Genomic DNA, 24,711 nt, shown 5'->3' on the forward strand with positions numbered 1-24,711 from the left:
TTCGTTTGCTGGGATGTGGGGGCATCAATGCGGCAAGGGTATTTGGCGAAGGAGTGACGTTACGTCATATGCGCTCGGATGCGGAATACGTGTGTTCTTGCATCGCCCGAATGTAGCGCGGTTATTGCCACAATTCGGGCTTGATTGAGACAGGTGCGCCGGGCTCTCCGGCGTATCGGGAGACGGGGGGCCTGAACTCTCGATCTTCGGTGAGTAACGGTTCGGGGACGTGACGAGTGCGGAAATCAAGTGCTTCTGGGGAGAAGCTGCCATGCCTTTTGATATTATGTGGGCCAGTACGCGCCCAAATGCCGGAAACTTCAGTGATCGTATCCCGATCCCGCCAAGGGGCCGCCTGCTCTATGCGGATCGTCTGAAGCGGGTTCTGGACATCGCCATCGTGCTTCTTGCGGCGCCGCCGGTGTTGCTGACGGTGGGTGTGCTGTGCCTGTTGATCATGCGCGACGGCAAGTCGCCGTTCTTTGTGCAGCAGCGCGTCGGGCGGCATGGCCGCATCTTTCGCATGCTCAAGCTGCGCAGCATGGTTGTCGATGCAGAGGCGCGTTTGCAATCCTATCTGGAGGCCAACCCCGCGCGGCGCGCGGAGTGGAAGGTAAACCAGAAACTGCGCCATGATCCGCGGATCACCCGGATCGGTAGGATCATCCGAAAATCCTCTCTTGATGAGCTGCCGCAGCTTTGGAATGTGCTGATGGGGGATATGTCGATCGTCGGCCCGCGGCCGATGATGCCCTCGCAGAAGGCGCTCTATCCCGGTGTGGCCTATTACGCGATGCGCCCGGGGATCACCGGGTTCTGGCAGATTTCGGTGCGCAACGAGAGCAGTTTTGCCGAGCGCGCGCAGTTCGACGCGCAGTATTTCCGGGACCTGTCATTCGCGACAGACCTGCGTGTGATACTGCGCACATTCAGCGTTGTGTTACGCGGCACCGGTAGCTGAGGCGCGCGCCGCGAGAAGCTGCGCGCGCACCGTTTTTCCCCAGGATTTCCAGTTGAGGCGGGTCGTGTATTCGCGGCGGCTGCTGTGGCGCAGTTTCGCGTAGCCGTCGGGATCATCGACATAGCGCGCGATGCAGGCGGCGAAATCGGCGACCGTGGCCTCGGGGGGCAGGGCGTGACCGTTGACGCCATTGCGCACCGGAACCCCGCCCACGCGCAGGCAGAGCGATGGCAGCCCATGGGCCGAGGCCTCGCAAAAGGCGAAACCATAGGATTCGTAGGACGGCATGACCATGAAATGCGCCGTGTCGAGATGGTGCAGGAGGGTCCGGCGCTCGTCCGGCTTGCCCTTGTCGAGATGCGCGTGCACCGTGACATGGGCGTTGCGGTGGTGATCGGGCGGAGTGCATCCGATGACCGTCAGGCGCGCATCGAGACCGCGTGCGCGCAGGGCCTGCATGGTGTCAAACGCGATCGGACCGCCCTTGGCATGCCAGTCGCGCCCCAGCAACAACAGGCGCAGTGGTGCGTCGGCGCTGATCGGCACCGGGGCGGCTGTGCCCGGATCGTCGATATTGGCACCCCATGGCACCAGATGCGAGGCCGTTGGAGAGAGGCCGTAGAGCGCGTCCGCCTCTGATTTCAGCCATGCGCTGGGCCAGAACAAATGATCGCAGCGGCGAAACACCCGCCGTTCGGCGCGCAGGATCAACGGGTCGAGCATGCGCGCGAGCCGCAGGTAAGAGCCGAATTCCTGCCCCACCTCGGAGCGTTTGTAGGCTGTCGGGGTGGCGTCGGAACTGAAAACGCGCAGCATCGGGTAGGGCAGGTTCAGCCCCATGAGCGACTGAAAGCTGTAGGCGCAGAACAGGACGTCATACTGGTCCTCGGCCAATTCGCGCCGCACGCCGCGCGCGATGATCCGCGCGAGGGCCAGATGCGCCCGCCAATCGGCCCGCATGGTGATCCGGTCGGGCATTGCCTCGATCATCGCCCGAACCGGTTGTGCCGCGTGCCAGCCGGAACTGAGCACCGTGACCTCGCCGACGTGATCGCGCAATGCCCCACAGATCCGTTGATTGCCGCCGGAATAGGTGAAGCGGTCTTCCGGGGGCTGATCGCAGAGATAGGCGATTTTCAGGGGGCGGTCCTGGCCCATATGTCGAGCGATCCTCTTGCTATGGTAACAATCGTCGCTGTGAGGCGGTATTGATGCATCGCACCGGCGAAATCGGTCTTTAGACTGTTGAATTTGTTGATATCAGGCGTCGTTGGAGCATAGACTGTCCCTCAAATCAACCCTGCCGGGGGCGGGCCTCAATCCCATGGGTCGCGCAGGGACGGCTCAACGACGTAAGATCACAGGGGTGCCCGGCGCGTCATGCCCAATGCCTTGGCCTATCTGATGCTGGCGGTCTGGCCGCTTGTCACGCTGGTGATGTTTCGCCGCTGGCCGATCGAGCGTGCGCTGATCTGGTCGCTTCTGGGGGCCTACCTGTTCCTGCCGCCGCCGCCTGCCGCATTCGATTTTCCGTTGATGCCGCCGCTGACCAAGGAGTCGCTGCCGAGTGTCGCGACCTTTCTGATCTGTCTTGTCGTGTGCGGGCGACGTGCGCCGCTCTTGCCCGAGGGATGGCTGGCGCGAGGGCTGGTGCTGATCTTCGTGTTCTGCCCGGTGGCCACGGTGCTGACCAACATGGAGCCGGTGTTCTTCGGCTCTGTCGCCCTGCCGGCGCTCGGGCTCAAGGATATGGTGGCGCAGGTGTTGTTGCAGTTCATCCTGCTGTTGCCGTTCCTGATGGCGCGGCAGCATCTGGCAAGCCCGCAGGGCCTGCGTGAACTGGTGATCGCTGTCGTGCTGGGCGGGCTGATCTATTCGCTGCCGATGCTGCTGGAGGTGCGGCTGTCGCCGCAGCTCAACACTTGGGTCTATGGCTATTTCCAGCATGATTTCGGTCAGATGATGCGGCAGGGCGGGTTCCGGCCCATCGTGTTCATGTATCACGGGCTGTGGGTGGCGTTCTTTGCGATGATGGCGATGACCTGTGCCATCGCGCTGGCGCGCGAGGCGGATGCGCGGCGGCGGGTGCTGCTGCTGGTTGCGGCGGGGTACATGGGCGTGGTGCTGGTGCTGTGCAAATCGCTGGGCTCGTTGATCTACGGGATTTACCTTGCGCCGCTGGCCCTGTTCCTGCCGACGCGCACGCAGATCCGCATCGCGGGTATCATGGCCGTGGTTGCGGTGGCCTATCCGGTGCTGAAGGGCGCCGGGCTTATCCCTGTCGACTGGATGATGGAACAGGCCGCCAAGTTCAGCGGTGAGCGGGCCGGGTCGCTGGGCTTTCGCTTCGAGAACGAGGATATCCTGATGGAGCGCGCACTGGAAAAGCCGCTTTTCGGCTGGGGCAGCTGGGGGCGCAACCATATCCTCGATCCGGTGAGCGGGGTGATTCAGACCGTGGCCGATGGACGCTGGATCATCGTGATCGGCAGTCTCGGATGGGTCGGTTATCTGGCCGAATTCGGGCTGATCGCGCTGCCGGTGCTGCTGTTGTGGGTCAACGGACGGTATCTGCCCGATGCGGCTTATGTGCGGCTGATCGGCCCGGTTGCGTTGTTGCTGGCGGTCAACATGATCGACATGCTGCCGAATGCGACGCTCACGCCGATCACGTGGCTCTTTGCGGGGGCGGTGCTGGGTCTGGCCGAGGCGGCACGGCGCGGGGCGCTGGCCCCCGGTGAACGAACAGCGCCTGCGGCAGGGTCGCGCAGCCTTGGCTGGCGGCCGATCATGTGAGGAGAGGCCGCGCATGAGCAAACCCCGCGTTCTGGCCATTGCCGAGGCGGCCAATCCCGAATGGGTGAGCGTGCCGCTGGTCGGCTGGTCGCTGGCCACGGCCCTGCGCGAGGTGGCCGAGGTGCATATCGTCACGCAGATACGCAACCGTGACGCGTTCCTGCGCGCCGGGCTGGTCGAAGGTCGCGATTTCACCGCCATCGACTCCGAGGGTTTGGCGCGACCGATGTGGAAGCTGGGCGAGTTTCTCAGGATGGGGGAGGGCAAGGGCTGGACGACGCTGCAGGCGATCAACGCCATCAGCTATCCGTGGTTCGAGCATCTGGTCTGGCGGCAGTTCGGGGCGCAGATCCGGGGCGGGGGCTATGACATCGTGCATCGCATCACGCCGCTCAGCCCGACCATATCGTCATCGCTGGCGGGCAAATGCGCACGGGCGGGGGTGCCGTTCATCCTCGGGCCGCTCAACGGTGGCGTGCCCTGGCCCAAGGGGTTCGATGCAGAGCGGCGGCAGGAGCGCGAGTTCCTCAGCTATCTTCGCGGGGTCTACAAGGCGCTGCCGGGGCGCGGGGCGACCCTGGGTCACGCAGCGGCGATATTGGCCGGGTCGCGGCACACGCTGGGGGAAATGCCGGGGTGGGCGCAGGAGAAGGCCGTCTACCTGCCGGAGAATGCGATTGATCCGGCGCGGTTCGGGGGCGTGGCCGCGCCTGCATCGGGTGGCCCGATGCGCGCCGGGTTCGTCGGGCGGCTGGTGCCCTACAAGGGGCCGGACATGCTGATCGAGGCGGCGGCCCCGCTGATGCGCGCCGGGCGGTTGCATCTCGATATCGTGGGCGACGGCCCGATGATGGCGGGCTTGCGCGCGCAGGCCGAGGGGCTGGGCGTGGCCGGGGCCGTGACGTTTCACGGCTGGCTGGAGCATGAGCGCGTTCGCGACGTGCTTGGGGCCTGCCACCTCTTCGCCTTTCCGTCGATCCGCGAATTCGGTGGCGGCGTGGTGCTTGAGGCAATGGCGCTGGGCGTGCCGCCGCTGATCGTCGATTATGCCGGGCCAGGGGAATTGGTGGACGCGGCACGCGGCACCAAGGTGCCGATTGGCACCCGGGGTGAGATCATCGCGGGCTTCGCCGCAGCCCTCGACCGGCTGACGCAGGACCGCGCCGCGCTGGCGGCGACCGGGCAGGCGGGGCGCGATTGGGTGATGGAGCATGCCACATGGGCCGCCAAGGCGCGACAGGTGCGCGCGGTCTATGACGCGGTGCTGACGGGCGCGCCGCTGCCACGGGTTTTCCCGTCGTGAGTTCTGCAATCGCCTATCGCCCCGAGATCGACGGGCTGCGCGCCATCGCGGTGCTGTCGGTGGTGCTCTATCATTTCGGGCTGCCGGGGATCGCGGGCGGCTTTGTCGGGGTCGACGTGTTCTTCGTGATCTCGGGCTTCCTGATCGGCGGCATTCTCTGGGACGATATCCGCGAGACTGGCCGCATTCGCCTTGCGCGGTTCTACCTGAGGCGCATAAGGCGACTGGCGCCTGCCTATTTCGCGATGGCGGGGGTGACGCTGGTGATGGGCTGGCTGATCCTGCTGCCGTTCGAGTTTCGCGAATTCGGCAAGTCGCTGATTGCCGCGACGGTGTACCTCTCCAACATCCATTTCCATCGCGAGGCGGGGTATTTCGACGGGCTGTCGGAGGAAAAGCCGCTGTTGCACACATGGTCGCTGGCGGTGGAGGAGCAGTTCTACATCGTGCTGCCGTTTCTGATGCTGGTGCTCTTGCGCTTGCGGGCATCGGTGCCGGTGATCCTCGGGGGGATTGCCGTGCTGTCGCTGGTGGCCTGCATCTGGCTGACGCGGGGCATGCCGCAGGCCACCTTCTACCTCTTTCCGTTCCGCGCGTGGGAATTGCTGGCGGGCGTGCTGCTGACCATCGCGGGGCGCGAGGGGGGCTGGCGCTACGCGCTGCATCCGGCGCTGTCATGGGCCGGGCTGGCGCTGATCCTCGGCTCGGTGCTGTTCATCCGTGCCGAGGGATTTCCCGGCTGGCAGGCGCTGGGGCCGGTTCTGGGCACGGTGCTGATCCTGTTGAACGGGCGCGAGGCGAACCCGGTCAACCGCGCGCTGGCGCATCCCGGGCCGGTGTTCATCGGGCTGATTTCCTATTCGCTCTACCTGTGGCACTGGCCGGTTTTCGTGCTGTCCTCCTACTGGCGCGGCGGCTATGGCGGGCCAGTCGAGGCGGTGGGGTGGCTGGCGCTGGCGGTGGTGATTTCGGTGCTGTCCTGGCGGTATGTGGAGCGGCCGGTGCGGCGCATGCGAGGCGGCACTCGCGTGCTGCTGGGCGGCACGGTGCTGGCCTCTGCCGGGCTACTGGCATTCGGCGCGGTGCTGTGGCGCGGGGATGGGTTGCCCGCGCGGTTTCCGCCCGAATATCGCACCCATATCGCCGCCTCCGGCGATTTCAATCAGGACTGGTCGCGCTGCACCGTGCCGGGCAGCGGCGCGCTGGCGGGGGTCGAGACCTGCCCGATTGGCCCCGAGGGTGCGCCGCAGGTTCTGATCTGGGGCGACAGCCATCTGAGGGCGATGAAAGAGGGGCTGGAGGCGGCGGCGTGGCTGGCCGAGCGCCCGGCGCTGATCCTGTGGCATGCCGGGTGCCCGCCGCTCTTCGGGGTGTCAAAGACCGAGACTGCGGCGACGCCTGCGCAAGATGCGGCCTGCACGGAGGCCAACCGGGTGATCCGCGAGGGGCTGGCGCAGATCGAGAGCCTGGAGGTGCTGCTGCTGGTCGGGCGCTGGAGTTATTATGCCGAAGGGCAGGGCGCGGGGCGCGACGCGGATAACCGGATCACGCTTGCGCCATTGCCTGATAGCCTGCTGCCACAGGGGCCGCAGCATACGCTGTTCAACGCGGCGCTGACGCGGACGCTGGCGGACCTTGGGCCGCAGTTTGCGCGCCTCTACCTGTTGCGCCAGCCGCCGGAGGTGCCGGATTACGACTCGCGTGCCGTGGCGCGGGCGCTGGTGCATGGGCGTGGCGTGGCCGACGAGGTGCTGCGCGTCCCGCGCCCCGAGGCAGAGGCGCGCGCCGCGCGGGCCGAGGCCCCGCTCCGGGCGCTCGATGCCGCCGGGGTGATCGAGGTGATCGACCCCTGGCCGAGGCTATGTGATGACGCATCCTGTTCCGTCATGCAGGGCGGCGCGGCGCTCTATTTCGACAACAACCATCTGACCAATCGCGGGGCGATCGCGCTCAGCGATCTGTTCGCGCCGGTCTTCGAGGGGGTGGAATGAGCAGCGATATCCGAGACACCCTGTGGGATGTGATCGTGATCGGCGCCGGTATGGGCGGCGGGATCATCGGGCGCAGGCTGGCCGAACGCGGCCTCAAGGTGCTTTTTGTCGAAAAGGGGCCGCAGGGGTATCGCGCCGAGCGGCAGGGGCTGAACCCCGAGATGGGCGACCCGGTGGCACGGCAGTTGCGCGGCTATTGGCCGGGTCGGGTCCGGGCGCGGATCGACGGGCGCGCGTCGGAGTTTTTCGGCCCCATCGGCGCGGGGGTAGGCGGATCGTCGGTATTCTACGCCGCCACTCTGGAGCGGCCCGAGCGTCATGATCTGGAGCCTGTCGAGGGCCGCCCGCACCCCACCGGCGGCTGGCCGATGAGCTATGACGCGATGCGCGACTGGTACGCCGAGGCCGAGCAACTTCTGCATGTCTGCGGCGAGGCCGATCCGCTCTCGCCTGAGCCTGCCGATCCGCTGGTCGCGCCGCCGCCTTTGTCCGGCGTGGACCGGGCCTTGATGCACTCCCTGCGCGGGGCGGGGCTGCATCCCTACCGGCTGCATTCCGCGATCCGGTATCTGGACGGGTGCAAGGACTGTCTGGGGCGCAAATGCCCGCGCGCCTGCAAGATGGATGGCCGCTCTGCCGGGGTGGAGCCGGCGCTGGCGACCGGTCGCGCGGCGCTTCTGGACGACTGCGAGGTGCGCAGGCTGTGTGGTGGGGCCGATCACGTCAGCCATATCGAGGTAACGCAGGGCGGCGAGGCGTTCGAGCTGCGCGCACGGCAATTCGTGCTGGCGGGCGGCGCGCTCGGCTCGCCGCGCCTGTTGCTGGCCTCGGCATCCGAGGCGTGGCCCGAGGGCTGCGCCAATGCAAGCGGACTGGTCGGGCGCAACCTGATGTTTCACCTCAACGAGATTTTCGCGCTCTGGCCGCCACGCGGCACGCCGCAGGATGGCCCCGGCAAGGCGATCAGCTTGCGCGATTTCTATCACTGGCAGGGGCAACGCTTTGGCACCGTGCAGGCGATGGGGATCGCGGCGGGCTATGGCGAGATCGTGCATGCGCTCAATGGCATGTTCGACCGCTCGGCGCTGCGCAATGCGCGCGCGTTGCGGCATCTGACGCGCCTGCCTGCGGCAGTGGCGGCGCGGCTCTTGGGGCGGGCGCAGGTGTTTGTCGGGCTGATGGAGGATCTGGGTTATCCTGAGAACCGGGTGACATGGGATGCGCGCACGCCCGAGGCGATTGATATCGACTATACGCTCAACCCAGAGCTTTTGGCCCGCCGCCGTGCCTTTCGCCGGGCGATCCGGGCGGGGCTGCGCGGGCATCGTGCGTTTTTCCTGACCCATGCGCCGGAGTTGAATTTCGGCCATCCCTGCGGCACGCTGCGGATGGGCGACGACCCAGACACCAGCGTTCTGGATGCCGAGTGCCGGGCGCATGGCATCGGCAACCTCTATGTGGCGGATGCGTCGTTCATGCCCTCCTCGATGGGGGTGAACCCGAGCCTGACCATCGCCGCCAACGCGTTGCGGGTGGCAGAGGGGATCGTTCGGCGCAGGGAGGGGCAGGAATGACGTTGACGGATGGCATCGCGGTGGTCACGGGAGCAGGCGGCGGCCTTGGCCGGGCGCTGGCGCTGGACCTGGCGGCGCGGGGGATGCGCGTGGCGGCACTGGGGCGCAGCGCGGGCGGCGTGGAGGAAACCGCCGCGATGGCGCCCGAGGGACAGATCCTGCCGGTGGTGGCGGATGTGTCGGATGCAGGGGCCGTGCGCGCGGGCTTCGCGCAGCTGGCGGAGGCGGGGCCGGTCACGGTGCTGATCAACAATGCCGCTGTTTATCCGCGCCGAGATTTTCTTGACGAGAGTGGCGAGATTTTTGCCGAGACCGTGGCGATCAACCTTGGCGGCATGGTCAATTGCACCCGCGCTGCACTTGACGGGATGGTGCAGAGCGGGCGAGGCCGGATCGTCAACGTTTCGACCTTCGCCGATATCGCGCCGCTGCCCGCCTCTTCGGCCTATGCGGTGTCCAAAGGGGCGGGGCGCATTTTCAGCCGGGCACTGGTCGCCGATCTGGCGGACCGGTTTCCGGGGATCGTGATCAGCGACTGGATGCCGGGGATGCTGGCCACGCGGATGGGAGTTGCGCAGGGGCTCGACCCGGCTCAGGCGGCGCAATGGGGGGCGGCACTGGCGCTCTGGGATGATCCGGCACTCAATGGTGCAGTCTTCGAGATGGATCGTGAGATCCTGCCTTCACGCGGTTTGAAAGGCCGGATCAAGGATGCGGTTCTGATGCGCAGGCGGCACGCGCGGGTGATCGAGGCGTAGCCGGGGATACATCCCTTTTAGTTTGAGAATGATTTGCAATCTCCTTGACTATTTTGCGAGTCACTCTCATATTCAATTGCATATCAAAACCAATGGAGAAGCCGAATGTCGTTGCATCGCCGTCATGTTCTGAGCCTCGCCGCCGGGGCCGTGGTCGCGCCCATGGTCTGGGCCGGGGGCGCGCGGGCGCAGGCGGGCAAGCTGTCGGTCGTTGCGACCACTGGCATGATCGCCGATGCCGCGCGCGTCGTGGGTGGTGATCTGATCGAGGTGCGCGGGCTGATGGGGCCGGGGATCGACCCGCATTCCTACCGGCAGACGCGCAGCGATATTGCCGCGCTCACCCGCGCCGACCTGGTGCTGTGGCACGGGCTCTATCTCGAGGCGCAGATGGAGGAGTTCCTGCTCAAGCTGGCCCGCCGTCAACCGGTCGTTGCTGTGGGCGAAGCGGTGCCGGAAGAGGCCCGTATCGGCCACGAGGATTACGAGGGCCGCTTTGATCCGCATGTCTGGATGGTGCCCGATCTTTGGCTGCCGGTGGTGGACCGGGTGGCACGGGCGCTGAGCGATCTGCGCCCCGAGGACAGCGCCTTTTTCGAGGCCAACGCGCAGGCCTACAAGGATGAGATCACGGCGCTTGGGTCCTATGCTGAGGGTGTTCTGGCCTCGGTGCCCGAGCCTGCCCGCGTGCTGGTCACCGCGCATGACGCATTCGGCTATTTCGGGCGCGCCTATGGTTATGAGGTCGAGGGTATCCAAGGCATTTCCACCGAGAGTGAGGCCGGTCTGGCGCGTATCCGCGACCTTGTCGATCTGCTGGTGGCGCGCGACATCAAGGCGGTGTTCGTCGAAAGCACCGTGTCGGATCGCAACGTGCGCGCGCTGATCGAGGGGGGGGCGGCGCAGGGCCACGAGGTGCGCGTCGGCGGGGAGCTCTTCTCGGACGCCATGGGCCGGCCCGGCAGCTACGAGGGCACCTATCTGGGCATGATCGACCATAACATGACAACTATCGCGCGCGCCCTTGGTGGCAGTGCGCCCGCGCGGGGCCGTCTGGGCCGTCTGGCGGCGGGGAGTTGAGCATGGCACTGGAACTTGTCGGATCGGCCCCGGAACAGAACGATGATCTGCCGCTTTCGATCCGGGGGCTGACGGTTTCCTATGGTGAGAAACCGGCGGTGTTTTCCGTCGATGTCGGTTTTCAGCCGGGTCAGATGACGGCGATTGTCGGCCCCAACGGGGCGGGCAAATCGACGCTGCTCAAGGCCGCGCTTGGTATTGTCACGCCGCTCTCGGGGCAGGTGCGCTGTCATGGTCGCCCGCTGGCGGAGATGCGCGCGCGCATCGCCTATGTGCCGCAGCGCGCGAGCGTCGACTGGGACTTCCCGGCGCGGGTGCTCGACGTGGTGCTGATGGGGCTCTACCGCGATCTGGGCCTTTTGGGACGCATCCGGGGGCAGCACCGGGCGCGGGCGATGGAGTGTTTGGCGCGGGTCGGGATGGACGGTTTTGCCGCCCGCCAGATCGGCCAGCTTTCGGGCGGGCAGCAACAGCGGGTGTTTCTTGCCCGCGCGCTGGCGCAGGGGGCCGATCTCTACCTGCTGGACGAGCCCTTTGCCGGGGTCGATGCCGCCACCGAAAAGGCGATCATCACCGTGCTCAAGGATCTCAAGGCCGAAGGGGCCACGGTGGTTGCGGTGCATCACGATCTGGCCACGGTGCCCGACTATTTCGACCGGGTCTTCCTGATCAACACCACGGCGATTGCCGAGGGGCCGGTCGCCGATGTCTTTACGCCCGAGAACCTGCAAACCGCCTATGGTGGGCGTCTGGCGCTCGCCCAGATGGGCGGCGTGGCGGCGGGGTGAGGGCATGCTGTGGCAGGCGCTGACGCTGCAACTTGGCTATAACGCCACGTTGGTCACCTTGGGGGCCGCGATGCTGGGCATGGCGGCGGGGGCCACGGGCACGTTCCTTTACCTCTCGAAACGCGCGCTGGTCAGTGACGCGATCAGCCATGCCACTTTGCCCGGCGTGGTTTTGGGTTTCATGGCGATGGTGGCCATCGGCGGCGACGGGCGGTTTCTGCCGGGGCTGATGCTGGGATCGGCAGTGTCGGCCGGTCTCGGGCTGTTGGCGGTGACTTGGCTCACCACCCGCACCCGGCTGGCCGAGGATGCGGCGATCGGCGCGGTATTGTCGGTCTTTTTCGGCTTCGGCATCGTCCTGTTGACGGTGGTGCAGGTGATGGATTCGGGCCGTCAGGCCGGGTTGGAGACCTTCCTGCTGGGGGCCACGGCGGGGATGCTGTGGAACGAGGCGATGCTGATCGCGGGGGGCGGCGCGCTGGTGCTGGCCCTCGTCGTGCTGCTGCGCCGCCCGATGTCGCTGGTGGCGTTCGACCCGGGTTATGCGATGGGGCAGGGGATCAGCCTGCGGGCGGTGGAACTGGCGATGATGGGACTGGCGCTGGCGATCACGGTTGTGGGGCTCAAGGTCGTGGGGCTGGTGCTGATCGTGGCGCTGCTGATCATTCCGCCGGTCGCCGCGCGCTTCTGGTCCGAGCGGGTGGGCGCGGTGGTGGCCATCGCCGGGCTGATCGGCGGGCTGTCGGGCTATGCGGGGGCGGCGATTTCGGCCACGGCCCCGGCGCTGCCCACCGGGCCGATCATCGTGCTGGCCGCCTTTGGGCTTTTCGTGCTGTCGCTCTTGCTGGCGCCGGGGCGCGGTGTGCTGGCGGCGGCGCTGCGGCATCTGCGGTTTCAACGGCGGGTGCATCTGCGGCAGGGGCTGCTGGCGCTGGCCACCGGGCAGCCCGTCTACGAGCCGCTGACGCTGCGCCTGATGCGCCGCGCCGGGCTGGTGCGCGCCGACGGGGTGGCGACCGAGGAAGGCCGGGCGATGGCGGCGCGCGCGCGGCGCGATGAACGCCGCTGGCAGATCCTGCGCAGCGATCCGGAATTCGAGGCGGCGGCGGCGCGCTACGATGGCCTGACCCCGCTGGGAGAGGTGCTGACCGCCGATCAGATCGCGGCGGTCGATCAGGGGCTGCGGCCCGAGGGGGCGGTTTGATGGGTGCGGATTTCGTCATGCTCTCGCTTACCCCGCTGCTGATCGGGATCGCGGCGGCGGTGGCCTGCGCGCTGCCGGGAAATTTCCTGTTGCTGCGCCGTCAGGCCCTGATCGGCGATGCGATCAGCCACGTGGTGCTGCCGGGCATCGTCGTGGCCTTTTTGCTGACCGGTGTCGTGGCGGCGCTGCCGATGATGCTGGGTGCGGGTGCGGCAGCGCTGGTCGCGGTGGTGTTGATCGAGGTCATTCGCAGGCTGGGCCGGATCGAGCCGGGGGCGGCGATGGGCGTGGTCTTTACCGCGATGTTCGCGGGTGGTGTGCTGCTGCTCGAACAAAGCGCGACCTCGGGTGTGCATCTCGACGTGCAGCACGCGCTTTACGGCAATCTCGAAAGCCTGATCTGGCTCGACGGCTATGGCTGGGCGGCGCTCCTCGATCCGGACGCCCTGCGTGCGCTGCCGCCGGAATTGCCGCGCATGGCGGCGGTGATGCTGGGTGTGGTGATCTTCACAGGCGTGATGTGGCGGGCGCTCGTGATCTCCACCTTCGACGAGGGCTTTGCACGCAGCATGGGCCTGCCGGTGCAGGCGCTCAGCCTGTCGCTGATCGTGGTGGCGGCGATCGCGGCGGTGGCGGCGTTCGACGCGGTCGGCTCGATCATCGTGATCGCGATGTTCATCTGCCCGCCTGCGGCGGCGCGGATGATGACCAACCGGATGGGCGCGCAGGTGGCTTGGAGCGTGGGCTTCGCCGTGCTCTCGGCGGTCTCGGGCTATGTGCTGGCGGGCTATGGCCCATTGTGGCTGGGCTATGACAGTGCGGTGAGTGCGGCGGGCATGATCGCGACCGTGTCCGGCGTGATCCTGGGGCTTGCGGCCCTCGCCGGGCCCTGCCGCACCGGTGGCGACGCGCAGGCCTCGGGCGCGTTCAGTTAAAGCGGTTGTCGCGGGGAAAACCGCGCGGGGCCATGCGGCCCGAGCTGGCGCGTTTGGCGCGCCATTCGGTCAGGTCGGTCTCGGTGCGCGTGCGCCCCGCCGGATCGCGCCAGCTGAGGCCCTCGGAGAGGCTGAAGGTGGTGGCATCCGACAGCCCGCCATCCTTGTATTTCTGCAGCCGCACCCCCTTGCCGCGGGTCAGTTCCGGCAACTCATCAAGGGCGAAGACCAGAACCTTGCGGTTTTCGCCGACGCAGGCGACGTGATCGCCGCTCACCGGGCGGCAGACCTGCGCGCGGGCGGGCTCGCGCAGGTTCAGCACCTGCTTGCCGCTGCGGGTCTGGGCGACGATCTCGTCCTCGGGCACGACAAAGCCATCGCCCGCCGAGGAGGCCACGAGCAGCTTGCGGCCCGGTTTGTGGATGAGCAGATCGACGATCCCGGCTTCGTTGGGCAGATCGACGATCAGGCGCAGCGGCTCGCCCATGCCGCGCCCGCCGGGCAGGTTGGCGGCTGAGAGCGTGTAGAAGCGCCCGTTGCTGCCGAAGACAAGGATGCGGTCCGTCGTTTCGGCGTGGAACATGAAGCGCGGGGCGTCGCCGTCCTTGAACTTCAACTCGCGACCCAGGTCGATATGGCCGGTGAGGGCGCGAATCCAGCCCATCTGGCTGCAGACCACGGTGATCGGCTCGCGGTCGATCATCGCCTCGAGCGGCACATCCTCGATCTTGCCCGCCTCGGCGAATTGCGTGCGGCGGGCGCCGATGGGATGATCCTTGCCGAAGGTCTTTTTCACCTCGCGCAGCTGGTCGGCGACCGCAGCCCATTGCAGGGATACGTCGTCGAGCAGGTCCTCGAGCCCGGCGCGTTCTTCCATCAGCGCGTCGCGCTCGCGCTTGAGCTCCATTTCCTCGAGCCGGCGCAGGCTGCGCAGGCGCATGTTGAGAATGGCCTCGGCCTGCACGTCCGCCAGCCCCTCCTCATCGGTGGGGGCGGGGGGCACGTAATCGGCCTCGGAGGTGGCGCGGGTGAACGTGCGGCCCCAATCCTCGCGCATCAGCGCCGGTTTGGGCTCTTCGTCATAGCGGATGATGTCGATAACCCGGTCGAGGTTGAGGAAGGCGACGATCAGACCTTCCAGCACTTCGAGCCGGTGGTCGATCTTTTCCATCCGGTGCTGCGAGCGGCGCAGTAGCACCTCCTGCCGGAAATCGAGGAAGGCGCGCAGCACCTCTTTGAGCGAGCAGACCCGCGGCGTCACCCCGTCGACCAGCACGTTCATGTTGAGCGAGAAGCGCAGTTCCAGGTCGGAATTGCGATACATCAGCCCCATCAGGACCTCGGGATCGACGTTCTTCGAACGCGGCTCGAGGATGAGGCGCACGTCATCGGTGCTCTCGTCGCGGACATCGGCGAGGACGGGGATCTTGCGGGTCTGGATCAGTTCGGCGATGCGCTCGATCAGCTTGGATTTCTGCACCTGGTAGGGAATTTCGGTGACCACGATCTGCCATTGGCCGCGGCCCATATCCTCGACCTCCCACTTGCAGCGCAGGCGGAACGCGCCGCGTCCGGTGCGGTAGGCCTGCGCGATGCTCTCGGGTGGCTCGACGATGACGCCGCCGGTGGGGAAATCGGGGCCGGGGATGTAGTTCAGCAGGGTGTCGTCGCGCGCATCGGGCGTCTTGATCAGGTGAATGCAGGCGTCGATCAATTCGGCGATGTTATGCGGCGGGATGTTGGTGGCCATGCCGACGGCAATCCCCGACGAGCCGTTGGCCAGCAGGTTCGGGAAGGCGGCGGGCAGCACCACCGGCTCGCGCAGGGTGCCGTCGTAGTTGTCGCGGTAATCAACCGCATCCTCGGCGAGGCCGTCGAGCAGCGCCTCGGCAAAGGGCGTCATCCGCGCCTCGGTGTAGCGCGAGGCGGCGGGGTTGTCGCCGTCGATATTGCCGAAATTGCCCTGGCCGTCCACCAGCGGGTAGCGCACCGCGAAATCTTGTGCGAGGCGGGCCATGGCATCGTAGATCGCGGCATCGCCATGCGGGTGATAGTTGCCCATTACGTCGCCGGAAATCTTGGCGGATTTGCGAAATCCCCCGGTGCTGGCAAGCCTCAGTTCGCGCATCGCGTAGAGGATGCGCCGGTGCACCGGCTTCAACCCGTCGCGCGCATCGGGCAGCGCGCGATGCATGATCGTCGAGAGCGCATAGGTCAGGTAGCGGTCGCCGATGGCACGGCGCAGCGGCTCTGATGTCGCTTCGGGCATCATGTTGGGGTCGTCGATCAAATCACTCATGGATATTGTGATATCGCCACTGGAATGCACCGTAAAGCGGGGATCGGGGCAGGCGGCGTAAACTTTCCTGATTTTCCCCGTCGCGGGAACGCGCGAATCGGCTATTATGAGGTAGCTGCCAAGCTTTTTGACATGTGTGTGTAATCGGGGGATGCGCGATGTGGCGCTTTATTTTGCTGAGCTTTGTTTTTCTGGGCTGGGGATTTTACGAGATGAGTGGCGGGGCGGAGTATCGTCCTTCGGCCAACTCCATTCAGATGCGGGCGACGCTCGACAATCAAAGACCGAAACCGCGCCCGCTGCGGGTGAACGTGATCGAGATCGCGCAGGACGGCCTGCTGCAGCCCGACACGCGGGTGACGCGCACGGTCACCTCGCTGCATGGTCTGGGTCTGACCATGGGACAGCGGGTGGAAGTGACACTCGCCTCGGCGGCGGAGGGTGACGTGTCCCGGCCCTCTGCCGCCGTCGAACCTGTCGAACCTGATCTTGCCGGGCCCGAGACCCCCGAGATCACGGTGCCGACCGTCGCCGTTGCGCGCAGCGAAACGCCCATCGGCGTGGCGGTGCCCGGTGACGCGGTGTCGTCATTCGCGCCGGTGACCGAGACGCGCCGTGTTGCGGGCACATCCGTCAACCTGCGCACCGGGCCGGGCACCGCCTTTGGCGCGATCACCAGTCTTGCACGCGGGACCGAGGTGATCGTGCTGCGTGATCCGGGCAATGGCTGGATCAAGCTGCGGGTGGCCGGGACGGGGCGCATTGGGTGGATGGCCGACCGGCTTTTGACGGTGGCGTCCGAGTAGGCTTGCGTTGCGGGCAGGGACCGGTCACAAACCCCGCCATGAGCAAGAAAACTATCCTGATCACCGGGTGCTCGTCGGGCATCGGATATGACGCGGCGCACAGGTTGCGGGAGCGAGGCTGGCGGGTGTTTGCCGCCTGCCGCGCGCAGGCCGATTGCGACCGGCTGCGCGGCGAGGGGTTCGAGGCCCCGCGCATCGACTACGAGGACGAGGCCAGCATCGCCTCTGGCCTCGCCGAGGTGCTGGAGGCCACGGGCGGGCGGCTTGATGCGTTGTTCAACAACGGGGCCTATGCTGTGCCCGGCCCGGTCGAGGATGTGCCGACCGAGGCGCTGCGCACGATCTTTCAGGCCAACCTGATCGGTTGGCATGATCTGACGCGGCAAGTGATCCCGGTGATGCGCGCGCAGGGGCATGGCCGGATCGTGCAATGCTCGTCGGTGCTTGGCCTCGTGGCGATGAAATGGCGCGGTGCCTATGTGGCGACCAAGTTCGCGCTGGAGGGTCTGAGCGATGCGATGCGGATGGAGCTGTCGGGGACCGGCATAGCGGTGTCGATCCTCGATCCCGGACCGATCGAGACGGCGTTTCGCCAGAATGCGATCAAGCAGTTCGAGAAGTGGATCGACTGGGAAAACTCGCTTCGCGTGGAGGAATATCGTGCCGATCTTTTGACGCAGCTTTACGAGGGCAGCAGCAAGGGGCCGCAATGGCCGGCAGGGGCGGTCACGAAGAAACTGGTGCATGCGCTCGAGGCCACGCGCCCCAAGCCGCGCTATTATGTGACAACACCGACCTATGTAATGGGCGTGCTGCGCCGGGTTCTGCCTGCGCGCGCGCTCGACTGGATCATATCCAAGGGCTGAGCTGTGCGGCTGTCAGGGCGGCCCGCGTCACATTTTCTCTTTCGCTTTTGGCCGCGCCCCGCCTAGATGTGCCCCACGAGACCGACTCGGAAAGGACGCCTTATGTGGAAAGACCCGTTATTCCTGCTTGTGGCTGCGGGCTGTGCCGTCGTGGCGATCATCCTTATCCGCGGCATTGCCACCTTCGGCAAGGAAGGGGTGGAGAATGCCAAACGGTCCAACAAGTACATGCGGTGGCGGCTGATTGCGCAGTTCGTGGCCATCGTTCTCATTCTGATTTTCGTTTATTTCCGCAGGCAGGGAGGCTGAGCCGATGGTGGTTCTCAACAAGATTTACACGCGCACCGGGGACGCGGGCGAAACCGCGCTGGGCAATGGCACGCGGGTGGCCAAGCATTCGGCGCGGGTCACGGCCTATGGCACCGTCGATGAGCTGAACGCGACGCTTGGCCTTGCACGGCTGCATGCCTCGGGTGAGACCGACGCGGCGCTGGCGCGCATTCAGAACGACCTCTTTGATCTGGGGGCCGATCTTTGTCGCCCGGACATGCAAAAGGACGAAGAGTCCGAATATCCGGTGCTGCGCATGGTGCCCGCGCAGGTTGACCGGCTGGAGGCCGAGATCGACGCGATGAACAAGCATCTGGAGCCGCTCCGCAGTTTCATCCTGCCCGGCGGCAGCGCGCTCTCGGCGCATCTGCATCTCTGCCGCACCGTGTCGCGCCGGGCCGAGCGGCTGACGGTGGAGTTGTCGGCACTGGAACATGTGAACGACGCTGCCGTGCGTTATCTCAACCGGCTGAGCGACTGGTTCTTTGTCGCCGCCCGGATGGCAAATGACGGCGGCAAGGAGGATGTGCTGTGGGTTCCGGGCGCTAACCGCTGAAACACTCCTGCAACGATCCTGTCGTGAAAAGCCCGAAACGCGACGTCGCCGGGCTCTGACGTGACGATTTTACTCTGTTTTCGCGCGGCCTGACCCGGTATCAACGCGCGAGACGAATAAGACGAAGAGTCGGACCGGCTCTTCACCACTTTAAGGGAGACCATGCCAATGAAGGTTCTAGTGCCTGTCAAACGCGTGATCGACTATAACGTGAAGGTTCGCGTCAAGGCGGACGGAAGCGGTGTCGATCTTGCCAATGTGAAGATGTCGATGAACCCGTTCGACGAGATTGCCGTCGAAGAGGCGATTCGCCTGAAAGAGGCGGGCAAGGCCGACGAGGTGATCGCCGTCTCCATCGGCGTGAAGCAGGCGCAGGAAACGCTGCGCACCGCATTGGCCATGGGCGCGGATCGCGCGATCCTCGTGGTTGCCGCCGACGATGTGCATCAGGATATCGAGCCTTTGTCCGTGGCGAAAATCCTTGCGAAAATCGTTGAGGAAGAGGCCCCCGGCCTCGTGCTTTGCGGCAAGCAGGCGATCGACAATGACATGAACGCCACCGGGCAGATGCTCTCGGCGCTGCTGGGCTGGTCGCAGGCGACGTTTGCCTCAAAACTGGAGATCGAGGGCGACAGCGCGCTCGTGACCCGTGAGGTCGATGGCGGCTTGCAGACGATCAAGGTGGGCATGCCCGCCATCGTCACGGTCGACCTGCGCCTCAACGAGCCGCGCTATGCCAGCCTTCCCAACATCATGAAGGCGAAGAAAAAGCCGCTCGATGAGAAGACCGCCGCCGGTTACGGTGTGGACGTGACACCGCGTCTGGAAGTTACCGGCACGGCAGAGCCCGAGGCTCGCAAGGCCGGCGAAATCGTGGGCTCGGTCGATGAGCTTGTTGCGAAACTCAAGGAAGCGGGGGCCGTCTGATGTCTGTACTTCTTCTTGCCGAAGTCACCGATGGTGACCTCAATCTCGATGCGACCTCCAAGGCGGTTACCGCCTCTGCGAAACTGGGCGATGTGACGGTGCTCTGTGCCGGGGCCTCTGCGGCGGCGGCGGGCGAGGCGGCGGCCAAGATCGCCGGTGTCGCCAAGGTGCTGGTGGCCGAGGATGCCTCGCTCGGTCATCGTCTGGCCGAGCCGACGGCGGCGCTGATCGTCAGCCTCGCGGGGGATTACAGCCACATCGTGGCCCCGGCCACGACCGACGCCAAGAACGTGCTGCCGCGCGTCGCGGCGCTCCTGGATGTGATGGTGATCTCCGATGCCTCCGGCGTGGTCGATGCCGACACGTTCGAGCGGCCGATCTACGCGGGCAACGCGATCCAGACCGTGAAATCGCGCGATGCCAAGAAGGTCATCAGCTTCCGCACCTCGACGTTTGATGCGGCGGGCGAACAGGCGGCGGCCCCGGTCGAGACCATCTCGGCAGCGGACAATCCGGGCCTGAGCGAATGGGTCGAGGACAAGGTGGCTGCAAGCGACCGCCCCGAACTCACCTCGGCGGGCGTCGTGGTCTCGGGCGGTCGCGGTGTCGGCAGCCAGGACGATTTCGCGCTGATCGAGAAGCTGGCGGACAAGCTGGGCGCTGCCGTGGGCGCAAGCCGGGCCGCGGTCGATTCGGGCTATGCGCCGAATGACTGGCAGGTTGGTCAGACCGGCAAGGTCGTAGCCCCCGATCTCTATGTCGCCGTCGGCATCTCGGGTGCGATTCAGCACCTCGCCGGCATGAAGGACAGCAAGATCATCGTCGCGATCAACAAGGACGAAGAGGCGCCGATCTTTCAGGTTGCCGATTACGGGCTGGTGGCCGACCTCTTCACCGCCTTGCCGGAACTGACCGAAAAGCTCTGAGTCCCTTTGACACCGGACCAAGGCCCGCGCCCAATCGGCGCGGGTTTTTTCATGCCTCGGTCAGCGCGCGCAGAGCGGGCAGCAGGGCCTGCGCCGCCTCGGCATGGGCGAGCGGGCCGGGCAGGTCGGCGGCGGCGCTTTCCTCCATCGGTGAGAAGCGCATGCCACGCGTGCCCTGGTTGCGCGCGGTCTTGCTGATCACCATCTGCGTCAGGTGGGCGGCGCGCGGGCGGATGGCGCGCATCATCGCAAGGCTCACAAAGGCCGGATCGTCGCAGATCTCTGTGGAATTCGGGTTCGGCCCCGGGGCGTGATTGGCCAGCCACAACAGAATGACGGGCCGGTCGATAAGAGCGATGGCGCGCTGCATCCGGTCGATCCAGATATCCTGCAGGCTGTCGCGCAACAGCGTGAAACGCTCCGGCGCGAGAGAGGCAAGCCGCCGCATCATGTGGCGGGTGAAGTGGAATTCGGTAAAGTCCACCTCCGGATAAAGACGGCGCAGCCGGGCGCTGGCGCTGACAAAGCGGTCGTTGCGGCGCGGATGCACGTCGTAATAGGGGTTCGAGAGGTTCATCGCGCAGGGCACCTGCAGAACCACGGCAGAGGCCCCACGCACGAGATCCAGCAATCCCGCATCGCGCAGGAAGACGTCCGGCCCGGCATTGGGCAGGCCGAAATTGACGCAAGGCCGACCAAGATCCGCCTCAAGCCGTTCAGGCCAGGGCCGGTCGAGGAATTTGCCATGCGTCTCGGTGCCGCCCAGACAGGCGACATACTCGCCCGAAAGGTCACGCAGCGGTCCACGAAATGTAAGTTTAGACGTGCCGTATCGCACAGGCTTGTAGTCAAGGGGCGTGCGCCCCATGCGTTCGAAGACCATCGGTCCCACCCCTTATATCAAGTCACCCGGACGCAGGATTTTCCGATTCCCGTTTCCATTCCCTTAAACGTCGAATTCGCGGATAAGTTTAGGCACCTGCGGCCCTTGCGGCCCGGCCCTGCTGGGGCCTATGCTGGCGCGGCAAAATCACGAGGATCGGGCGATGGAAATCAGGACAATCGGCGTTGTCGGCGCGGGGCAGATGGGCAACGGGATCGCGCATGTCATGGCGCTGGCGGGCTACGAGGTGGCGCTGAACGATATCAGCCGCGAGGCGCTCGACAAGGCGATGGCGACGATCCGCAAGAACCTTGACCGGCAGGTGAGCCGGGAAAAGATCACTCAAGACGAGCTTGAGGTCGCGCTGGCGCGGATCACCACGACGCAAACCCTGACCGATCTGGGCCAGAGCGACCTGATCATCGAGGCCGCGACCGAGCGCGAGGTCGTGAAACAGGCGATCTTCGACGAGTTGCTGCCGCATCTGGGGCCGCAGACGATCCTGACCTCGAACACCTCGTCGATCTCGATCACTCGGCTGGCGAGCCGCACCGACCGGCCCGAGAAATTCATGGGGTTCCATTTCATGAACCCGGTGCCGGTGATGCAGTTGGTGGAGCTCATTCGCGGCATCGCCACCGACAAGGACACGTTCGAGGCCTGCCGCGCGGTGGTGGACAAACTGGGCAAGACGGCGGCCAGCGCCGAGGATTTCCCGGCTTTCATCGTCAACCGCATCCTGATGCCGATGATCAACGAGGCGGTCTATACGCTCTATGAGGGGGTGGGCAACGTGCAGTCCATCGATCAGTCGCTGAAGCTGGGGGCCAACCACCCGATGGGGCCGCTGGAACTGGCGGATTTCATCGGGCTCGACACCTGTCTTGCGATTATGAACGTGCTGCATGACGGGCTGGCGGATACCAAGTACCGGCCCTGTCCGCTGTTGACCAAGTATGTCGAGGCGGGTTGGCTGGGGCGTAAGGCCGGGCGTGGTTTCTATGACTATCGCGGCGAGGAGCCGGTGCCGACGCGGTGAGGGCAGGGGTGGCTTTGAGCTGACATAAGCGACGCCCGCGCGAAACGCACCGAAGGTGCCGCGCGATCGCCGGGCCGTCCCGCGGCCTGGCGATTTGGTCGGGCGCGCAACGTATTGAGGTCACACGGAAGTTGCTGGGATAAAGCACCCTCCACAACCGTTGTATCGCCAGTCCTCGGCCCTGCGATCACGCGGCACCTTCTGGCGGGGTGCTATGTCCGCTCCAGTCCAACCCTGCCGCTACTTACACCGCCTCGGCCATCAGCCAGACGCCGCCTTCGGGGCGCAGGGTGAGGATCATCACCGGGGCGGGATCACGCCCGGGCACCGGCGTGAAGCGAAAGCGGGACAGCAGCGTGGCAAGCACGATCACCGCTTCCTGCAGCGCAAAGCTCGCTCCGATGCAGATGCGCGGCCCGTCACCGAAGGGCAGGTAGCTGTAGCGCGGGGTGTTTTTGCGGTCGGCAAAGCGATCGGGATCGAAGGCGTCGGGGGCCTCCCATAGCAGGTGGTTGCGATGCAGCGCGTAGATCGGGATCATCACCGTGTCGCCGGGCCTGATCTCGCGCCCGCAGAGTGTATCGGCCGCCTGCGCCGTGCGCGAGATCAGGCCCGCAGGCGGATAGAGGCGCAGCGCCTCGTCGATGATCTGACGGATGAAGGGCAGCTTTGCGACGTCCGCGCCGGTGGCGGCGCGGCCCGCTAGGACCGCTTGCGCCTCGGCGCGGGCGCGGTCCTGCACCTGTTGGTCATAGGCGCAGAGGTAGAGCGACCAGCCGAGCGCGAGGGCGGTCGTCTCGTGGCCCGCCACGATGAAGGTCAGCAGGTTGTCGCGCAGCTCCGGCGTGCTCATCCGGCGCTTGGTCTCTGGGTCCGCGCCGTCGAGCAGCAGATCGAGCAGGTCGGGCACCGCGCGGGGGCCGCGCGCGCGGCGCGTCTCGACCGCCTTGTCGGCGGCGTGCTTCATCTCGGCCATCGCGCCGCCCGACATCACCCGCGCCGGGCGCGGCACCCAGTCCGGCAGGCCGAGGATGTCGAAGAGCGACAGGCGGCCCGCCTCGGCGATATAGGCGTCGATGCTGCGATGCACCGCGTCGAGATCGAACCCGCCGTCGCCCGAAAAGGTGACATCGGCGATCACGTCGAAGGTGGTGCGCACCATGTCGGCGGCCATGTCGATGGCGCGCGGCCCGGTCGCGGCGATACGCTCGGCGCTGCGTTCGGCGGCATCGGTCATGACCGGGGCGAGGTTCATCACGTTGCGATGCGAGAACGCGGGGGCCGCTGTGCGCCTCTGCCAGCGCCAATGCGCGCCCTCGGCAATGAAGAGCGACTCGCCGATCGCCGGGCGCAGCAGGTTCTTGGTGACCAGCGACTTGGGGTAATTGTCGAGGTTTTCCAGAAGCATGCGCCGGATCGCGTCCGGGTCCATCACCATGTGCCAGCGCTTGCCGGTGCGCCCCGAGACCATCGGCTGGCGGGTGGCGAGATCGGGGATGATCGACAGCACGTTGCGCCGCGCCGCACGCAACGATCCCAGCACGCCCAGGGGTTCGGTGACAAGCGGGACACCGACGGGCGGTCGGGTGATCTGGCTCTGTGGCATGGGGCACCTCTGCGCGATTGCCCTAGATATAGGATGACGGCCCGATCCGGGCAAATGATTGCGTGCCGCCGCGCTCTGGGGTATTGCGGCGCGAGTTTGCCTAGTCCGGGATGATACGGAATGACGCGTTTGCTTGCCCTTCTGGGGCTTATCTTCATCACCGCCTGCACCAATCCGAACGATCTGGATGAGGCGCCTGCCTATCTTGGCAATTTCCAGCTGGGGCACAATGTTGTCGTCGCTCCGAACCTGACCAAGGGCCCGGCATCGCGCGAGGCTTCGCAGGAAGAGTGGGTCGCCGCCGTGACCGAGGCGATGACCGACCGGTTCACCCGCTATCAGGGCTCCAAACTCTATCACCTGGGTGTCAGCATCGAGGGCTATGTGCTGGCCGTGCCGGGGGTGCCGATCGTGGCCTCGCCGAAATCGGCGCTGATCCTGCATGTCACCGCATGGGATGACGCGGCGGGCAAGAAGCTCAACCCCGAGCCGCATATGGTCACCGTGGTCGAGAGCATTTCGGGCGCGACCTTTCTCGGCTCCGGCCTGACCCAGAGCAAGGAGGTCCAGCTCCAGAACCTCAGCCGCAATGCCGCCAAGCAGATCGAGACCTGGCTGGTGCGTCAGAACCAGAAATTTGGCTGGTTCGAGGATGACGGGGTTCCCGCGTCGAAAAAGAGCGACGACGAGTTGACGCGCACGGCACCCGGTGCCGATGAGACACCCGCCGCAGGTGAGGCTGCAGCGCGTGTCGAGACCGGCGACGCGCCGCTCACCCCGGCCGAGCAGGCGACGGCGGCGGTCGAGATCATTGAGGAGCCCGATGTCGCACCGCGCGTGATCGAATGATCCGCAGCCGCCGCTCAGGCCGCCCGTGCCGCGCGCGGGCAGGCGTGGGCGAGGTTGGGCTTGATTTTCCCGTCCAGACTCAATAAACGGCGCGCGGAGCAACAATCGGGCCACGACGGCCCCCCAACTGACAAGGCGCCCACGACCATGGCAAAGGAAAAGTTTGACCGTTCGAAACCGCATGTGAACATCGGCACGATCGGGCATGTGGACCACGGCAAGACGACGCTGACG

Annotated in this window: 23 protein-coding genes; 19 read left to right on the forward strand and 4 right to left on the reverse strand. The window is 66.1% G+C overall.

Annotated elements, in window-relative coordinates; genetic code table 11:
* The first annotated feature begins 271 nt into the window (after window positions 1-271).
* Complete coding sequence (locus BMX04_RS05900) at window positions 272-961, forward strand: sugar transferase (protein WP_244888486.1); 690 nt, start codon at window positions 272-274, stop codon at window positions 959-961.
* On the opposite strand, the gene BMX04_RS05905 is transcribed toward BMX04_RS05900, so the two are convergent.
* The gene (locus tag BMX04_RS05905; RefSeq protein WP_074785409.1) at window positions 941-2,119 is read right to left on the reverse strand and encodes a glycosyltransferase family 4 protein; all 1,179 of its coding nucleotides are present in this window, start codon (window positions 2,117-2,119) and stop codon (window positions 941-943) included. The two genes, BMX04_RS05900 and BMX04_RS05905, sit on opposite strands and share 21 nt — an antisense overlap.
* A 222-nt stretch (window positions 2,120-2,341) precedes the next feature.
* On the opposite strand from BMX04_RS05905, the gene BMX04_RS05910 reads away from it, so the two are divergent.
* The 9 genes from BMX04_RS05910 to BMX04_RS05950 all read left to right on the forward strand — a co-directional run bounded on the left by BMX04_RS05910 (window position 2,342) and on the right by BMX04_RS05950 (window position 13,390).
* Window positions 2,342-3,757, forward strand: a complete 1,416-nt coding sequence (locus tag BMX04_RS05910) for a hypothetical protein (protein WP_074785410.1) — start codon at window positions 2,342-2,344, stop codon at window positions 3,755-3,757.
* Between the two features lie 13 nt (window positions 3,758-3,770).
* Window positions 3,771-5,060, forward strand: coding sequence for a glycosyltransferase family 4 protein (locus BMX04_RS05915; RefSeq protein WP_074785411.1), 1,290 nt, complete (start codon window positions 3,771-3,773; stop codon window positions 5,058-5,060).
* A complete protein-coding gene (locus BMX04_RS05920) occupies window positions 5,057-7,051 on the forward strand; it encodes an acyltransferase family protein (protein ID WP_074785412.1) in 1,995 nt (664 codons plus the stop codon). The genes BMX04_RS05915 and BMX04_RS05920 overlap by 4 nt, the downstream gene beginning before the upstream one ends.
* On the forward strand, window positions 7,048-8,625 hold the full coding sequence (locus BMX04_RS05925) for a GMC oxidoreductase (RefSeq protein ID WP_074785413.1): 1,578 nt from the start codon (window positions 7,048-7,050) through the stop codon (window positions 8,623-8,625). The genes BMX04_RS05920 and BMX04_RS05925 overlap by 4 nt, the downstream gene beginning before the upstream one ends.
* Window positions 8,622-9,383, forward strand: a complete 762-nt coding sequence (locus BMX04_RS05930; protein ID WP_074785414.1) for an SDR family oxidoreductase — start codon at window positions 8,622-8,624, stop codon at window positions 9,381-9,383. The genes BMX04_RS05925 and BMX04_RS05930 overlap by 4 nt, the downstream gene beginning before the upstream one ends.
* Before the next feature lie 105 nt (window positions 9,384-9,488).
* Entirely contained in the window at window positions 9,489-10,463 is a 975-nt protein-coding gene (locus tag BMX04_RS05935; protein WP_074785415.1) for a metal ABC transporter solute-binding protein, Zn/Mn family, read from the forward strand.
* Window positions 10,464-10,465: 2 nt separating this feature from the next.
* Window positions 10,466-11,251 carry a metal ABC transporter ATP-binding protein gene (locus BMX04_RS05940; RefSeq protein ID WP_074785416.1) on the forward strand — a complete coding sequence of 262 codons (786 nt, stop codon included), beginning with the start codon at window positions 10,466-10,468 and terminating at the stop codon, window positions 11,249-11,251.
* Between the two features lie 4 nt (window positions 11,252-11,255).
* Complete coding sequence (locus BMX04_RS05945; protein WP_074785443.1) at window positions 11,256-12,455, forward strand: metal ABC transporter permease; 1,200 nt, start codon at window positions 11,256-11,258, stop codon at window positions 12,453-12,455.
* Entirely contained in the window at window positions 12,455-13,390 is a 936-nt protein-coding gene (locus BMX04_RS05950; RefSeq protein ID WP_175477331.1) for a metal ABC transporter permease, read from the forward strand. The genes BMX04_RS05945 and BMX04_RS05950 overlap by 1 nt, the downstream gene beginning before the upstream one ends.
* On the opposite strand, the gene BMX04_RS05955 is transcribed toward BMX04_RS05950, so the two are convergent.
* Window positions 13,383-15,689 carry a DNA topoisomerase IV subunit A gene (locus tag BMX04_RS05955; protein ID WP_074785418.1) on the reverse strand — a complete coding sequence of 769 codons (2,307 nt, stop codon included), beginning with the start codon at window positions 15,687-15,689 and terminating at the stop codon, window positions 13,383-13,385. The two genes, BMX04_RS05950 and BMX04_RS05955, sit on opposite strands and share 8 nt — an antisense overlap.
* A 158-nt stretch (window positions 15,690-15,847) precedes the next feature.
* Here BMX04_RS05955 and BMX04_RS05960 point away from each other — a divergent pair, with 158 nt between their 5' ends.
* The 6 genes from BMX04_RS05960 (at window position 15,848) to BMX04_RS05985 (ending at window position 20,100) form a co-directional block, all read left to right on the forward strand.
* Window positions 15,848-16,495, forward strand: a complete 648-nt coding sequence (locus tag BMX04_RS05960; protein ID WP_074785419.1) for an SH3 domain-containing protein — start codon at window positions 15,848-15,850, stop codon at window positions 16,493-16,495.
* A gap of 38 nt (window positions 16,496-16,533) precedes the next feature.
* Window positions 16,534-17,361, forward strand: a complete 828-nt coding sequence (locus BMX04_RS05965; protein ID WP_074785420.1) for an SDR family NAD(P)-dependent oxidoreductase — start codon at window positions 16,534-16,536, stop codon at window positions 17,359-17,361.
* A 102-nt stretch (window positions 17,362-17,463) separates the two neighbouring features.
* On the forward strand, window positions 17,464-17,670 hold the full coding sequence (locus tag BMX04_RS05970; RefSeq protein ID WP_050664271.1) for a twin transmembrane helix small protein: 207 nt from the start codon (window positions 17,464-17,466) through the stop codon (window positions 17,668-17,670).
* Window positions 17,671-17,674: 4 nt separating this feature from the next.
* On the forward strand, window positions 17,675-18,247 hold the full coding sequence (locus BMX04_RS05975) for a cob(I)yrinic acid a,c-diamide adenosyltransferase (RefSeq protein WP_074785421.1): 573 nt from the start codon (window positions 17,675-17,677) through the stop codon (window positions 18,245-18,247).
* Window positions 18,248-18,415: 168 nt separating this feature from the next.
* On the forward strand, window positions 18,416-19,174 hold the full coding sequence (locus BMX04_RS05980) for an electron transfer flavoprotein subunit beta/FixA family protein (RefSeq protein ID WP_074785422.1): 759 nt from the start codon (window positions 18,416-18,418) through the stop codon (window positions 19,172-19,174).
* Window positions 19,174-20,100 carry an electron transfer flavoprotein subunit alpha/FixB family protein gene (locus tag BMX04_RS05985; RefSeq protein WP_074785423.1) on the forward strand — a complete coding sequence of 309 codons (927 nt, stop codon included), beginning with the start codon at window positions 19,174-19,176 and terminating at the stop codon, window positions 20,098-20,100. The genes BMX04_RS05980 and BMX04_RS05985 overlap by 1 nt, the downstream gene beginning before the upstream one ends.
* Window positions 20,101-20,149: 49 nt before the next feature.
* Here the strand turns inward: BMX04_RS05985 and BMX04_RS05990 are convergent, their stop codons facing one another.
* Window positions 20,150-20,983 (reverse strand): DUF6473 family protein, encoded by an 834-nt coding sequence (locus tag BMX04_RS05990; RefSeq protein ID WP_074785424.1) that lies wholly within the window; start codon window positions 20,981-20,983, stop codon window positions 20,150-20,152.
* 163 nt (window positions 20,984-21,146) lie between these two features.
* Between BMX04_RS05990 and BMX04_RS05995 the strand changes: the two genes are divergently transcribed.
* Window positions 21,147-22,022, forward strand: a complete 876-nt coding sequence (locus BMX04_RS05995) for a 3-hydroxybutyryl-CoA dehydrogenase (RefSeq protein WP_074785444.1) — start codon at window positions 21,147-21,149, stop codon at window positions 22,020-22,022.
* 244 nt (window positions 22,023-22,266) lie between these two features.
* On the opposite strand, the gene BMX04_RS06000 is transcribed toward BMX04_RS05995, so the two are convergent.
* The gene (locus tag BMX04_RS06000) at window positions 22,267-23,628 is read right to left on the reverse strand and encodes a cytochrome P450 (protein ID WP_074785425.1); all 1,362 of its coding nucleotides are present in this window, start codon (window positions 23,626-23,628) and stop codon (window positions 22,267-22,269) included.
* Between the two features lie 120 nt (window positions 23,629-23,748).
* Between BMX04_RS06000 and BMX04_RS06005 the strand changes: the two genes are divergently transcribed.
* Together BMX04_RS06005 and BMX04_RS19640 are read left to right on the forward strand one after the other, a co-directional pair.
* The gene (locus BMX04_RS06005) at window positions 23,749-24,477 is read left to right on the forward strand and encodes a hypothetical protein (RefSeq protein WP_074785426.1); all 729 of its coding nucleotides are present in this window, start codon (window positions 23,749-23,751) and stop codon (window positions 24,475-24,477) included.
* A 54-nt stretch (window positions 24,478-24,531) separates the two neighbouring features.
* Window positions 24,532-24,711: GTP-binding protein (locus BMX04_RS19640; protein WP_244888487.1), on the forward strand; the 180-nt coding region annotated here is incomplete at its 3' end.

It is taken from the genome of Roseovarius tolerans (assembly GCF_900109855.1).
In the GTDB taxonomy this organism is placed as follows: domain Bacteria; phylum Pseudomonadota; class Alphaproteobacteria; order Rhodobacterales; family Rhodobacteraceae; genus Roseovarius; species Roseovarius tolerans.